We start from the raw sequence: 12,841 nt of genomic DNA on the forward strand, positions 1-12,841 counted from the left end.
CTTTTTTTCTACAACAAAATAGGCTCCATAATATCCATAGGGGATTTACCCACTACAAATATTATAGAGCCAAAAAAGTTTCCAATCAGATGACTGGAAACTTTTTTATAGTCTATTTCGAAAAACTTCGTACATAAGAATAGCTGCAGCAACACTGGCATTAAGGCTTTGAACATGGCCATTCATAGGAATGGTAATCATTTCATCGACTTGTTTTTTAATGTTGCTAGAGATGCCTTTTCCTTCATTTCCGATGATGAGGGCGATTTTCCCTTTTGTATTCCACTTGTGGCAAGGAGTACCGTTCATATCCGTTCCAAAGGTCCAGAAACCTTCATCCTTGAGTTTATCTAGAGTTTGGCTCAGATTAGTCACACGGGCAATTGGAACGTGTTCAATAGCACCTGTGGCCGTTTTGGCAACGACAGGAGTAACTCCGACAGCACGGTGCTTGGGAATGATGACACCTGAAACGTTGGTCGCATCAGCTGTTCTCAAGATGGAACCTAGATTATGAGGGTCAGTTAACCCATCCAGAATCAATAGAAGTGGATTTTCTTCTTGGCGTGTTTTGGCAAGGATTTGGTCCAGTTCGCTATAGGCAAATTCGGATACTCGTAGAACGAAACCTTGGTGGACAGCACCTTCAGTCATCTCAGAGAGGGATTTTTTTGAAGTCCAAGAAATGGATACTTTTTTTTCTGTAGCCAGTTCTTTGACTTTTTCAACATTCTTACCTCGGAGATCTTCTTGGAGGTAAAGTTTGTTCCCTGTGTTTGCAAGGAGGGCTTCGGTAACGGCGTGGACGCCATAGACAATATCATTTGTTTTCATGCCTCTATTATAACACAAAACCCCGTCTTGAAACGGGATTTTTTTTTATTCTAGAATCAGTAAACCATCTTTAACTTCAAATGGGTCTTTTTCATTGATACGATCGTAAAACATGATTCCGTTAATGTGGTCAATTTCATGCTGAACAACGATGGAGTTATAGCCTTTGAGTTTGATACGGTGTTTTTCTCCATCCTTGTCAAAGTAGTCAACAGTAACGCGGGCATGGCGAACAACATAGCCAGGCACGTTGCGGTCGACAGAGAGGCAACCTTCTCCTTCGCCAAGAGCAGCGTCTTGAACAGAGTGAGAGACGATTTTTGGATTATACATAATAGCTTGCAAGTCGTAAGCTTCCTGTGGGGTTTCGCCTTCTTCAACAATATTTGGTACCAAAACAGCGATAATACGTTTTGAGATATCTAATTGAGGGGCAGCGAGTCCAACACCACCGCGGAGCCCCATTTTTTCAGCCATGACAGGATCTTGGGAATGTTTGAGGAATTGCATCATCTTTTCACCGAGAATGATTTCCTGGTCAGACAAGGGGAAGGTAACTTCCTCAGCAACCGCGCGTAGAGTAGGATTCCCCTCGCGGATAATATCGTTCATATCAATTAAGTGAGCAGCTTTTGTAATACGTTCTATTGCAGACATTTTCTCTCCTTTCATTACCTCTACATGATATCACAAAATGACAAGGATTGAAAGCATTACGGCATCGAGCTTTTATAGAAAATGCCTAGCAGATTCAATTCAATTGTGAAAGAATTACTTATCTGTGATATAATAAAAAGAAAAGGCTTGCATTAGAAAGTAGGGAGAATAAAGATGCAAAGAAGACAAGATAGACATAAACGTGGACCAGTTTTTCGTTTTATGAGGAGTTTTGTAAACTTTTTTAGGAGTTATCGAAAGTGGAGCAATAAGGGATTTGTTGCGATACTCTTGCTAGCTGTTGCTTTATCAATGGGCTTGGTCTTGTTGTTTGAAAGTTTCCAAGGAATCCCCTTGACCAGTCAAAAAAAGGATACCATTTCTCAAGAAGTAAATAAGACTAATCAAAACTCCAAAGATCAGGAAGAGGAAAAGACTGCTAGAATTATGGCCAACGGGGACCTCCTCTATCACATTCCTATCTATCGTTCTGCCTTAAAAGAAGATGGGACCTATGATTTTCATGAAAATTTTGATTATGTGAAACCATGGCTAAAACAAGCTGATTTGATTTTAGGTGATTTTGAAGGGACTGTAAACAAGGACCACTATTTGGCTGGTTATCCGCTATTTAATGCACCTGGAGAAGTCATGGATGCCATCAAGGATGCTGGTTATCAAGTGCTAGACTTGGCGCATAACCATATTTTAGATTCACAAATAGAAGGTGTGGTCTCAACAGCAGATGCTATTGAAAAGGCAGGAATGACACCTATTGGAGTGTATACGCATGAGTCACGTGATCAAGCTCCACTGGTTATTAAGGAAGTGAACGGTATCAAGGTTGCACTTTTGGCCTATTCTTATGGTTTTAATGGAATTGAGCAAAGTATTTCTCAAGAAGACTATACCCGCTATCTTTCAGACCTAAATGAAGACAAGATGAAGGCTGAAATTGAACGGGCAGAGAAGGAAGCGGATATCACCATTATCATGCCTCAGATGGGTGTGGAGTATCGCTTGGAACCAACTGAAGAACAAAAGGCTCTTTATCACAAGATGATTGATTGGGGAGCTGATATTATCTTTGGAGGGCACCCTCACGTAGTTGAACCATCTGAAACGGTTGAAAAAGATGGGGACAAGAAACTCATTATCTATTCAATGGGGAACTTCATTTCCAATCAACGAATTGAAACCATGCAAGATGAAGAGAATGCTAAGTGGACAGAGCGTGGCGTGCTCATGGATGTGACTGTTAAGAAAAAAGCCGGTAAGACGACAATCGAAACTGCCAAAGCGCATCCTTCTTGGGTAAACCGTACACCAAAAGGAACCTATTCTCCAGAAGGTTATCCACTATTCCTATACCAAACTTATATCTTAGAAGATTTTATCGAGGGTGGTAGTCATCGTGACCAGTTAGATGAAGCGACTAAGGAACGAATTGATACAGCCTACAAAGAAATGAACGAACATGTGGGATTGAAGTGGGACTAACTTTAATCCAGAGGAAAGTAAATGACGATTAAAGTAATTGCGACAGATATGGATGGGACCTTGTTGGATGCTAGAGGCCAACTTGATCTCCCACGCTTGGAAAAGATTTTAGATCAGTTGGATCAAAGGGGGATTCGTTTTGTCATCGCGACGGGCAATGAAATTCATCGAATGAGGCAACTACTGGAGAACTTGGTCGATCGAGTGGTTCTGGTTGTTGCTAATGGTGCTCGTATTTTTGAAAACAATGAACTGATTCAGGCTCAGACATGGGATGATGCCATTGTTGACAAGGCTTTGGCTCATTTCAAGGATCGAGCGTGTCAGGACCAGTTTGTTGTAACGGGGATGAAGGGTGGTTTCGTCAAAGAAGGTACGATTTTTACAGACCTGGAAAGTTTTATGACTCCAGAAATGATTGAAAAATTCTACCAACGGATGCATTTTGTGGACGAATTAACCTCTGACCTCTTTGGTGGTGTGCTTAAGATGAGTATGGTTGTTGGTGAGGAACGTTTGAGTTCAGTTTTGGAAGAAATCAATGACCTCTTTGATGGCCGTGTTCGGGCTGTATCGAGTGGCTATGGTTGCATTGATATCCTCCAAGCTGGGATTCATAAAGCATGGGGCTTGGAAGAATTACTCAAGCGTTGGGACTTGACTCCCCAACAAATCATGGCTTTTGGTGACAGTGAAAATGATGTTGAAATGCTTGAAATGGCTGGAATTGCCTATGCGATGGAAAATGCTGATGATAAAGCCAAAGCTGTGGCTACTGCTCTAGCACCAACTAACAGCCAAGGAGGAGTTTATCAAGTCTTGGAGAACTGGTTGGAAAAAGGAGAATGAAGTGGCAGTACAGTTATTAGAAAATTGGCTCCTCAAGGAACAAGAAAAGATCCAAACCAAGTACCGTTACTTAAATCAGGTTTCTGTTCTAGAGCCAGATATTCTATTTATAGGTGATTCCATTGTCGAATATTATCCTCTGCAGGAACTATTTGGGACTTCGAAGACGATTGTCAATCGAGGCATTCGAGGTTATCAGACAGGGCTGTTACTAGAGAATCTAGATGCGCATCTGTACGGTGGAGCAGTAGATAAAATTGTCCTTTTGATTGGGACAAATGATATCGGAAAAGATGTGCCTGTGAATGAGGCTCTCAATAATCTAGAAGCTATCATACAATCCATTGCTCGCGATTATCCATTGACTGAGATTAAATTGCTTTCCATTTTGCCAGTCAATGAGGGAGAGGAGTACAAGCAGACAGTTTATATCCGCACGAATGAAAAAATTCAGAAATGGAATCAAGCCTATCAAGAGCTTGCTTCTGCCTACATGCAGATGGAATTTGTGACAGTTTTTGATAGTTTGACAGACCAAGCAGGTCAACTCAAAAAAGATTATACAACTGATGGGTTGCACCTTAGTGTTGCTGGTTATCAGGTTTTGACAAAAGCCTTGAAAGACTATCTTGTGTAGTTAGTTGATTTCCTTTTTGCATTTTTGTGTTAGATAAGGTATAATGGTTTTATTGTCTTTTGGGGTCGTTACGGATTCGACAGGCATTATGAGGCATATTTTGCGACTCGTGTGGCGACGTAAACGCTCAGTTAAATATAACTGCAAAAAATAACACTTCTTACGCTCTAGCTGCCTAAAAACCAGCAGGCGTGACCCGATTTGGATTGCTCGTGTTCAATGACAGGTCTTATTATTAGCGAGATACGATCAAGTCTTGTCTAGCGGCTTGATAAGAGATTGATAGACTCGCGGTTTCTAGGCTTGAGTTATGTGTCGAGGGACTGTTAAACGAATACATAACCTATGGTTGTAGACAAATATGTTAGCAGATGTTTGGACGTGGGTTCGACTCCCACCGGCTCCATTATTCCTTTGCATTCTTTTGCATTTCTTGGTAAAACGTTGTTAAATCAACGTTTTTTATTTTTGTCTTTGGTATTCCTTGGTATTCTTTTGCGAAAAAGACAGACCCTAAAACAGACCCTCTTTTTGAAGAAGGTCTGTTGTGTTTAAAAATTAATATAATTGGCAAAGCGTTCTCCGATGTCATCCTTTGCTTGCTTAGTTATGTGAGTATAAACGTTCATGGTCGTCTTCAAGTCGGAATGTCCTAACCGATGTTGGACTTGCTTCAAAGTCATACCAGCATCAAAGCATAGACTAGCGTGTGTATGTCTGAAACCGTGGATTTTAATTGGACGTAGGTCGCTACCTTCCACAATTTTGATAAGCCACTTTCTAGGAAGAGTGCTTGGAATTGGCTTTTTAAATTCATTTTCAAAAATGTATTTGGTGTTTGGATTTTGCTTTTTCCATTTTTTCAAAATACTTTTTGTTTTCTTGTCCAGACTGATTAGTCGATTACTGCTTACCGTTTTGGTATTGCCTATCTCTTCGCCTGCAAAACCTCTTGTAATGGCCTTATTTATGTCAAGAGTATTATCTGTCCAGTCATTCCACTCAAGGGCTAAAATCTCCCCTTTTCGTGCCCCTGTGAAGGCCAGAAGACGGAATAGAGTTATCTTCTCTAGATCCTTTGTTTTGGAGACAAGTTTTAAAAATTTTTTAAGTTCGTCTTTGCTATAGAAGTCGCTCTTGTTATCTGATTTCTTTCTTGTTGATGTAATCACGCTGTCTACTGGATTGGTATCAATGTAACCATGTCTGATTGCATACTTAAAAACATTATTCATCAACCCCTTTAACTTACGCCCATAGACCAGTTTCTTCGACCACTCGTTAGCTTGTTCCTGCATTTGAAGTGGTGTTATCGTAGCTATCTTTCTATTGCCGAAAGCTGGATAGATGTGATTCTTGAAATTCCTAGATGTCTTGATGTATGTGCTTTCTTGCACTGTCTCAGAATAATCTTTGAGCCATTTTTTTGCGATTTCCTCAACCGTGATTTCTTTCCTGCTTTGTTCTCCGCTTTCTATATCTTCCTGAAGTTGAAGTAGTGCTGCTCTTGCTTTAGCTTTAGTCGCAAATCCTCTTCGTTTAATATACTTGTCTTTTCCGTTTTCTTTTCCGACGTAAATTCTAAAACCAAAAGCCGTCTCGCCGTTTTTCTTTTTATAAGACTTTATTTCCATTGATTTTCACCTCATTTCTTGATAAAATGGGTATAAGAAAACTACCTTTTTAATGGTCGTTTCCTTATACAGTACATCCTCACGCTCAGAGTCGCCAAACTTTGCGAGCGTGGGGATTTTTTTGGTTTTGAAAAGGGAAGCAACAGCTAAGTTACTTCCCCTGGCACGCTAAGGTGCAAAGTTTAAAATTATGAGGGCTTGCCTCTAAGTAACTTAATTATAGTTCAATTTATAAATACTGTCAACGATCTACTCAAACCCTTTGAAACTCTCTAAAATCTTATCTTTTGAGTTTGTAGCACTAAGAAAGATAGCTGATGTTGTTAGTAGTTTTTTTCATAGATAATATCCTTTTTAAGTGAGTGTAGATTCAATTCGTAGAGTTTCTCTATATTGTTCAGCGACCGCAACATCGGTAAAGTGTACGGTATTGTTAAACTCTTTGTGTACTAAATCTTTAATTTCTTCTAAATTTACTCGGAAGAACTCTTTGCGAGAATTTACTTTGTTGACTTCTTGTTTTCTAAAATAGTTATGTAGAGTTGTTTCAAGAGCAGGAGCATCTTCGCTGAAAATTAGAGCGTGTACGTCAAACGGGAATGGAACAGAAGCACTGCTCAATTCAGAGATACGATCCATTGGTTCAAGACGTCTTGTCATACCAATTTTATAAACATTTTCTCCGAAAGAGCCAATATTAGAGATGATGTAGACGAATCCAGCGCGAGTATTGGTTTCTCGATTCTCAACATCTTTTTTGTCTTTTTCTAATTCTTTGATTTTATCTTCTAGTTCTTTAATCTTATCTGCATAAAGTTCTTTCTCGATATCTGTATTAGATGACTCTAGATACTTCATTAGTTTAACAACTTCATTTCTGAATTGATTTTCCTCTTTGATGATTTTATCTTTTTGAGTTTGAAGTTCTTTCTCTACCCGTTGTTGTTCTCTCATTTCCTCTTTTTTAGCTTTCAATAATTCACGTTCTTGCTCGAGAACATAATAGTATTTATATGTTGCATCTAGCTTTTCTAATTTAATATTTAGTAATTCTTTTGTGATTTGAACATTATCGATAGAGAATAATCTATTTAACGTTGAGAATGTATTAGTGATTTTGTTGCGGTAAGTATCAACATTGTTCATTCTTACATTCGTCAAGTAATAATCTGTTTCAGCATTAAATGCACGCAACAATTTTTTAGATTGTTTTTCACGTTTCTTGTAGTCATCGTCGTAAGAAGTGGAGCGGCAAGCTTTTCCGTCTGCAATCAATTCCTTTTCTTTTATTTGAAGGATAGATAATGTATTTTTTAACTCGTTAGAAGTAATGTTGTCAGTAAAGTCTACAGTCGTTTCATGAGCGATAACGATACTAGATTTTTCTTTCAATATCGCTTCATAATCTTTTTCTTCTTGTTTAAGTTTTTCTACTTTCCTACTCAATTCTTTCAAAGACGCTTTTAGGGAATATTTCTCTTGAAGAGTATTCTCTTTGATTTCTTCAGCTTCCTGTTTGGCATTCTCCAGAATTTCCTCAGCTTGATTTTGTGCTTCTATAAGAATATCATCAGCTTTATCTATGTTTTCAAATAATTCTATTTCTTTGTTAGCTTGAGAAAGGATCTTATCAGCTTCTTCTTTAGCGGATTGCAAAATCATTTCCGCTTCATTATTTGCTTTCGTTAAAATAAAATCCGCTTCTTTCTTGCTATCAAGTATAACTTCATATTGAGAAAGCTCATTGAACTTCTCTTTTGATATAAAACTGTATTTTCTAGATCTTCTGTAAATAAATATCAGGCCAAGTAATGTTGATATAAATATTGTTACAGGCCATGCTAACAGTAATATAGCAATAAACCAAGGTTGATAATGTAGTGGTATGCGCTCTTTCATAATAAACTCCTTAAAATAAGATTACACTTTATTTTTCCCTATAAATGCTCACGACTTCTCCAATAATGCGGATATCGTTGCTTTCATCTAGATGTATATCTTCATAATCTGGATTCAAGCTTTCAAGATATCCTTGTCGCAGTTTCTTAACATAGTTAGCACCGTCTACTTGGAAGATACCGATTGTGTTATAGTCAACTTGAGGTGTATTCTTGATAAATAGGTAGTCGCCATTCTTTATCTTTGGCTCCATAGAGTTGCCGACGACATAAGCGATAGCGTCGTAGTCGTCTGGGATTTCATCCTCATAGAACGAAACTTCCATATCTAAATCGTCGTCCTGCATCGAGCCACTACCAGCAGAGACAACCCCAGTAACACGGCGGTGAGTCGTCTGTCTGTAGTCGTCCAGTCTGATGATGTTTTCCGATACTTCGTTTATCTTCGTTTCTTCTTCGTTTTGCTCTTTCAGTTGCCTCTCGGCAAAAGTCAGGACTTTCCCCTGTCTAGGCGGTTCTAGTTTGTCATAGATGGTTTGGATATCGCTCGGATAAGGCTTTTGAACTGGAGGAAAGAGGTCATCAATCGAAATACTGAATGCTTTAGCTAAGTCAAACATAGTATTTTTCTTAGGAGACCTAAACCCTTTTTCATAATTGCCAATGGCGTTTTTACTTATACCAATTTTAGCGCCCAATTCTTGTTGAGTCCAACCATTTGCCAATCTGTATTGCCTTATTTTCTCGCCAATAACAATCGCAATCTGTTCTTTATCCATGATTGAATCCCCTTTCTATTTTATAAGTAAAGTATAACACAAAACCCACGAAAAGAAAACTTTTTTTGTGTTTTCGTTAAAAAAGTGTTGACAACCCACGAAACGTGTGCTATAATTAAATCAAGCTTAAGGAAATAACAAAAAAACAAAGCGGAGGGCAATGCAATGAATAAAGGGATCACAACTCAAGAACAAATCGCACTAGCAAAAGAAATCTTACAAGTTAAGAACCGCAGAGAACGCTCGCTTAAACTAGGAGAAATCCTAGACCGTGAAAAACTATCATCAGATGATATGTACGAATTGTATAACACGCTATTGACAACAATCAGAGTTTACGGCGACGTTATCGGATTTGATGATAAAGATTTTCAAGAAATGGCTCTTACAATCTTGGTTCTTGAAAAGGTTGAAGAGGCTAAACAAGCTAGGGTAGCGTAGAGAGGTGCGATTCCTCTCCTAGTTATTGCTCCAAGAGCAAAATAAAAAAGGAGGCGATAGAATGACAGGAAAAGTCATAGAACTTGCAGATCAATTCATTGGCTCGCATGAAACATACAGAGAAGCTAAGATAGCGTGTGAAAAGCTATTTAGACAAGCCAGCCATGAGATTGAACTCAGGGCGCTGGAAAGAAGTACAAGGGGGTGAGTGCGTGCAAATATATCTTTATCAATTACGAAAAGAAAAAGGCATAACACAAAAAGAGTTAGCAAGAAAATTAGGTATTTCAGAAACTGCATTTCGTCAAAAAGAAAGAGGACAACGTGCTTTTAAATCTGACGAAATGTTTATTATCGCTGATGTTTTAGAAAAAGATATTGGCGAAATTTTTTCAGATCCAAGACCACGAAACGTGGTTAAATAGAAGGAGAGGGAATGGTTGAAAATAAGCGAAGTAAAAAACAATGCTTTTTATCAGTTTCCGCAGTGGTTACTTGACGAAGAATACAAGGATTTGAGTATTAGAGCGAAGATTATGTACATGCTGATTTTTGATAGACGTACATTGTCTATTCAAAATAAATGGCATGACAAAAACGGAGATGTCTTTATTTACTTTACAAACCAGCAGTTCATGGAATTGCTTAATTGCAATGAAAAAACTGTAATTAAAGCAAAGAAAGAATTGCAAGACTTTGGACTGATTAAAGAAGAAAGGCAAGGGGTTAACAAGCCTAATCGTCTATACATTTCCGGAACTGTAAAAAATACAGGTCAAGAACTGCAAAAATTACAGTATGGAACTGTAAAAAATACAGGTCAAGAACTGCAAAAATTACAGTCAATCAAGACTGATAATATCAATACTAATTTATCAAGACTGAGTGAACCAGATGGTGCTGGTGCTAACACTCTATATAGTATAGAGGACGCCCCAGCAGAAAAAGACTTAGGTATTGTTCACGATTGGATTTTTTCAGAGTTTGGAAGATACCCGACACCGTTTGAGATTGAGGATTTGAAATATTTCTTGCAAGACCATAGTAAAGAGGTTATCAAGTTAGCAATCAAGGAATGTGTGGGCAATGGTAAACCTTACTTCAAATATCTCAGTAGCATTTTGAGAGATTGGAAGCAGAAGGGCTTAGTAACTGTTGAGTTGGTAGAGAATAGGCAGAAACCGAAGAGGTCAAGTGGGAAGTCGAGCAGTGAGTTGAGATTGTCAGACGATGGTTACAACCCACGACTGGGATTCTAGGAGGGTGCTATGCGAGCAGTATCAAGAGATGAATTGCAGGGTAGATTTTTACAGATTGAAACCTTGAATACTCAATGCCCTAAGCATGAGGGAGTCTATATGTGGCGTTCGGTCAACCCTTGCACGCAGAATGTGCTGACTTATTGCCCTGAATGTGAACAGGAGAAAATCAACAGTCAAGCAGGCGAACAACTTGCTCAAGCTGAGGCTCAAATCAGAAATACAAGGTCTTACTCTTTATTTTCTAAGGAGAGCATCATTCCACCTGATTTACAAAATGCCACTATCGGCAACTTTGAGATTCACACAGACCAAGACGCTGAAGCAGTCAATTTCGCTAAGCGTGTGACGGTTGACTATGTGAAGGAGCGATATGAGGGTAATACGATTATCAGCGGTCCTCCTGGAGTTGGTAAGAGCCATCTAGCAGTTGGAATTGCCAAGACGCTGAACGAGAGTTTTCAGAAGTTCCAGTTGAAGCGCTCAGTGGTCTATATTCCATCCATGGAACTATTCTCACGGATGAAAGACGCTTTTAGATACAAGGATTCCAAGTGGGAAGAAAGACGGACTATCCAGTTCTTGCAGAAAGTGGACTACTTGATTTTGGACGACCTTGGCAAAGAGTCGAGTGTAGGAGATGAAATCAAGCAGGGGAACAACTGGATGCAAAAAGTCCTGTATCAGATACTTGAAAACAGGACGAACACGATTATAACTACGAACTATGGAGGCAATCACTTGGAACAACTTTACGAGAAAAGCCTCGTAGATAGAATAACGAAAGGAAACATGAAGACTAATGCGTTCAAATTTAGCAATGACACAGAGTCTAGACGCACCTTGTCAGCAAGTGACTACTGAAGAACGTCAGAAAATTATTGAACAGTTTGAAGCTAATCACTACGGACTATCTAGCTTGCTGAAAGAGCGGTTGCTAATTACAAGCGACTACCAGTTTACAAGAAAGATGAACGAACTGACGTACTACGCAACAAATGGAAGCGTCTATAGAACCTAAAAATAAAAGCACCTGACGGCAATCAGGCGCATACTTAAATATTCAACATGATTATAACACGAAAGAGAGGAAATTGCCAATGGCTTTAGAATTGTTTGGAGAAGATTTCAAAAATGAACTGCTTGAAGAACTTGTCCAGTTGAATGTGAAAGCTATGACTGAAGCTAAAATGCGAGTGGCAAGAGGCACGAACTGGGCTTCAATCAAAGATGTTCAAGAAAGGACAGGTTGGGGAAGAAAGAAAATCGAAGATTTCAGAGACGCAGGGAAATTCCGCTATCAGCAAAATGCTAAAGGCGGTAAGTATTTATATGACTTGAACGATGTACTTCGGTTTCAGAGTCAGTTAGCAAAATAAAGGAGATAGAAAAAATGTTTGAACCACCATTAATTAATCAGCTTTTAGGAACCGGCGCAGTGATTTTGGGATTCATTGGTGCTGGGATTTTAGCACGACAAATGGAACTGCACGAACTTGAGAAACAACGAAAGTTGGAAGAACGTGATACGAAAATTATACAAGCGTTTAACGAAGCGGTTGAAATCGGTCGTGAGATTGAACGTGAGGAAATCCGTCAAAACATCCGCAGAGAGTTTCAAGGATTTACGTTTGATAACGAACGCCCTGAAGGTTTGAAGCCTGAGCCGTTAGCTTTGCCGGAGCCTAAGAAAGTGATTATGAAAGTGCTACGTTGAGGATAAGATAATGACTAGAATTGAACTTGAAAACCGTGTATGGCTTTTGGCCAACCATGAAGAAAAAAACGAATTACTGGATCTTGGGCTAACATCCAAGGCTGGATATGTGAAGCGAGTTCTGGAACTCGGAAAGGTGTATGCTCATGTTTGATTATGACAGAGATGTAATGCAACCGCCTGAGGAGCAAGAAGAACTTGACCCTAGCCAGTACATCTATGTTGGATGTGGACAGTATTTATATGTGGGTGATGAAGTATGATTGAGGAGTTATATGCAGATAATGGCAACTTGCGCTCTAATTACATTCATCTTGGCCGAGAGCTGGGGCAAATCATCAACGAACAACAGGACGTTATTTTGAAGTTGCAAAACGAAAACAAGCGCTTAAAGCGTGAAAATTGGAATTTGAAGAAGACGAAAGGAAGAAGGAAATGAAAAAGCGATTATATTACAAAAAATGGAAACAAGAACTCAGAGAAGAAATGAAAGCAGAAATTGATGGCGAGTCCCTAACCGAGAAAATGGTTAGAAAAATGAGTATTAACGACATGTTACATTATTTTCGAAAATTAGCATTAGAAGATGCTGGATACTGTGGGACAATGTTTAATTACTAAAACTAAAAGGAGAAG

At 38.9% G+C, this 12,841-nt stretch carries 17 protein-coding genes and 1 other RNA gene; 13 read left to right on the forward strand and 5 right to left on the reverse strand.

The annotated features are described in order from the left end of the window. Positions 1-105 precede the first annotated feature (105 nt). Positions 106-834, reverse strand: coding sequence for a 23S rRNA (guanosine(2251)-2'-O)-methyltransferase RlmB (rlmB, locus tag M1G12_RS07840; RefSeq protein WP_045611907.1), 729 nt, complete (start codon positions 832-834; stop codon positions 106-108). 45 nt (positions 835-879) lie between these two features. Next, positions 880-1,491, reverse strand: a complete 612-nt coding sequence (gene def / locus M1G12_RS07845) for a peptide deformylase (protein ID WP_045611905.1) — start codon at positions 1,489-1,491, stop codon at positions 880-882. Positions 1,492-1,665: 174 nt separating this feature from the next. Between def and M1G12_RS07850 the strand changes: the two genes are divergently transcribed. The 4 genes from M1G12_RS07850 to ssrA all read left to right on the forward strand — a co-directional run bounded on the left by M1G12_RS07850 (position 1,666) and on the right by ssrA (position 4,886). After that, positions 1,666-2,991 carry a CapA family protein gene (locus tag M1G12_RS07850; protein WP_314725752.1) on the forward strand — a complete coding sequence of 442 codons (1,326 nt, stop codon included), beginning with the start codon at positions 1,666-1,668 and terminating at the stop codon, positions 2,989-2,991. 21 nt (positions 2,992-3,012) lie between these two features. Continuing rightward, entirely contained in the window at positions 3,013-3,840 is an 828-nt protein-coding gene (locus M1G12_RS07855) for an HAD family hydrolase (RefSeq protein WP_247949672.1), read from the forward strand. 1 nt (position 3,841) lies between these two features. Beyond that, a complete protein-coding gene (locus M1G12_RS07860) occupies positions 3,842-4,477 on the forward strand; it encodes an SGNH/GDSL hydrolase family protein (RefSeq protein ID WP_247949673.1) in 636 nt (211 codons plus the stop codon). 61 nt (positions 4,478-4,538) lie between these two features. Then, positions 4,539-4,886: a transfer-messenger RNA gene (gene ssrA / locus M1G12_RS07865) on the forward strand. A gap of 142 nt (positions 4,887-5,028) precedes the next feature. Here ssrA and M1G12_RS07870 read toward each other — a convergent pair. The 3 genes from M1G12_RS07870 to M1G12_RS07880 all read right to left on the reverse strand — a co-directional run bounded on the left by M1G12_RS07870 (position 5,029) and on the right by M1G12_RS07880 (position 8,788). Continuing rightward, the gene (locus M1G12_RS07870) at positions 5,029-6,111 is read right to left on the reverse strand and encodes a tyrosine-type recombinase/integrase (RefSeq protein WP_049542781.1); all 1,083 of its coding nucleotides are present in this window, start codon (positions 6,109-6,111) and stop codon (positions 5,029-5,031) included. A gap of 354 nt (positions 6,112-6,465) precedes the next feature. Then, positions 6,466-8,010, reverse strand: coding sequence for an SNIPE associated domain-containing protein (locus M1G12_RS07875; protein ID WP_247949674.1), 1,545 nt, complete (start codon positions 8,008-8,010; stop codon positions 6,466-6,468). A 28-nt stretch (positions 8,011-8,038) separates the two neighbouring features. Next, positions 8,039-8,788: a helix-turn-helix domain-containing protein gene (locus M1G12_RS07880; RefSeq protein ID WP_247949675.1), complete on the reverse strand. Its 750-nt coding sequence runs from the start codon at positions 8,786-8,788 to the stop codon at positions 8,039-8,041. A gap of 165 nt (positions 8,789-8,953) precedes the next feature. Here M1G12_RS07880 and M1G12_RS07885 point away from each other — a divergent pair, with 165 nt between their 5' ends. From M1G12_RS07885 to M1G12_RS07925, 9 genes are all read left to right on the forward strand, one after another. Beyond that, positions 8,954-9,229 (forward strand): hypothetical protein, encoded by a 276-nt coding sequence (locus M1G12_RS07885; RefSeq protein ID WP_247949676.1) that lies wholly within the window; start codon positions 8,954-8,956, stop codon positions 9,227-9,229. 137 nt (positions 9,230-9,366) lie between these two features. Then, complete coding sequence (locus M1G12_RS07890) at positions 9,367-9,654, forward strand: helix-turn-helix transcriptional regulator (RefSeq protein WP_345773309.1); 288 nt, start codon at positions 9,367-9,369, stop codon at positions 9,652-9,654. Between the two features lie 15 nt (positions 9,655-9,669). Then, entirely contained in the window at positions 9,670-10,488 is an 819-nt protein-coding gene (locus M1G12_RS07895) for a replication initiator protein A (protein WP_247949678.1), read from the forward strand. Between the two features lie 9 nt (positions 10,489-10,497). After that, positions 10,498-11,352: an ATP-binding protein gene (locus tag M1G12_RS07900; protein ID WP_247949679.1), complete on the forward strand. Its 855-nt coding sequence runs from the start codon at positions 10,498-10,500 to the stop codon at positions 11,350-11,352. Positions 11,353-11,588: 236 nt separating this feature from the next. Next, positions 11,589-11,867, forward strand: coding sequence for a helix-turn-helix domain-containing protein (locus tag M1G12_RS07905; protein ID WP_247949680.1), 279 nt, complete (start codon positions 11,589-11,591; stop codon positions 11,865-11,867). A 14-nt stretch (positions 11,868-11,881) separates the two neighbouring features. Continuing rightward, complete coding sequence (locus tag M1G12_RS07910) at positions 11,882-12,205, forward strand: hypothetical protein (RefSeq protein ID WP_247949681.1); 324 nt, start codon at positions 11,882-11,884, stop codon at positions 12,203-12,205. 10 nt (positions 12,206-12,215) lie between these two features. Then, positions 12,216-12,359, forward strand: coding sequence for a hypothetical protein (locus M1G12_RS07915; protein ID WP_173212775.1), 144 nt, complete (start codon positions 12,216-12,218; stop codon positions 12,357-12,359). A 105-nt stretch (positions 12,360-12,464) separates the two neighbouring features. After that, on the forward strand, positions 12,465-12,644 hold the full coding sequence (locus M1G12_RS07920) for a hypothetical protein (protein ID WP_247949682.1): 180 nt from the start codon (positions 12,465-12,467) through the stop codon (positions 12,642-12,644). Then, the gene (locus tag M1G12_RS07925) at positions 12,641-12,826 is read left to right on the forward strand and encodes a hypothetical protein (RefSeq protein WP_247949683.1); all 186 of its coding nucleotides are present in this window, start codon (positions 12,641-12,643) and stop codon (positions 12,824-12,826) included. Before M1G12_RS07920 ends, M1G12_RS07925 begins: the two co-directional genes overlap by 4 nt. The last annotated feature ends 15 nt before the right edge of the window (positions 12,827-12,841 follow it).

Source organism: Streptococcus mitis (assembly GCF_023110375.1).
In the GTDB taxonomy this organism is placed as follows: domain Bacteria; phylum Bacillota; class Bacilli; order Lactobacillales; family Streptococcaceae; genus Streptococcus; species Streptococcus mitis_CI.

Bases quoted from the DNA above. Each gene is read 5' to 3' on its own strand.
- M1G12_RS07925 (WP_247949683.1), top strand. From the start codon at position 12,641: ATGAAAAAGCGATTATATTACAAAAAATGGAAACAAGAACTCAGAGAA.
- def (WP_045611905.1), bottom strand. From the start codon at position 1,491: ATGTCTGCAATAGAACGTATTACAAAAGCTGCTCACTTAATTGATATG.
- M1G12_RS07900 (WP_247949679.1), top strand. From the start codon at position 10,498: ATGCGAGCAGTATCAAGAGATGAATTGCAGGGTAGATTTTTACAGATT.
- M1G12_RS07885 (WP_247949676.1), top strand. From the start codon at position 8,954: ATGAATAAAGGGATCACAACTCAAGAACAAATCGCACTAGCAAAAGAA.
- M1G12_RS07870 (WP_049542781.1), bottom strand. From the start codon at position 6,111: ATGGAAATAAAGTCTTATAAAAAGAAAAACGGCGAGACGGCTTTTGGT.
- M1G12_RS07905 (WP_247949680.1), top strand. From the start codon at position 11,589: ATGGCTTTAGAATTGTTTGGAGAAGATTTCAAAAATGAACTGCTTGAA.
- M1G12_RS07855 (WP_247949672.1), top strand. From the start codon at position 3,013: ATGACGATTAAAGTAATTGCGACAGATATGGATGGGACCTTGTTGGAT.
- M1G12_RS07880 (WP_247949675.1), bottom strand. From the start codon at position 8,788: ATGGATAAAGAACAGATTGCGATTGTTATTGGCGAGAAAATAAGGCAA.
- M1G12_RS07915 (WP_173212775.1), top strand. From the start codon at position 12,216: ATGACTAGAATTGAACTTGAAAACCGTGTATGGCTTTTGGCCAACCAT.
- M1G12_RS07910 (WP_247949681.1), top strand. From the start codon at position 11,882: ATGTTTGAACCACCATTAATTAATCAGCTTTTAGGAACCGGCGCAGTG.
- M1G12_RS07920 (WP_247949682.1), top strand. From the start codon at position 12,465: ATGATTGAGGAGTTATATGCAGATAATGGCAACTTGCGCTCTAATTAC.
- rlmB (WP_045611907.1), bottom strand. From the start codon at position 834: ATGAAAACAAATGATATTGTCTATGGCGTCCACGCCGTTACCGAAGCC.
- M1G12_RS07850 (WP_314725752.1), top strand. From the start codon at position 1,666: ATGCAAAGAAGACAAGATAGACATAAACGTGGACCAGTTTTTCGTTTT.
- M1G12_RS07875 (WP_247949674.1), bottom strand. From the start codon at position 8,010: ATGAAAGAGCGCATACCACTACATTATCAACCTTGGTTTATTGCTATA.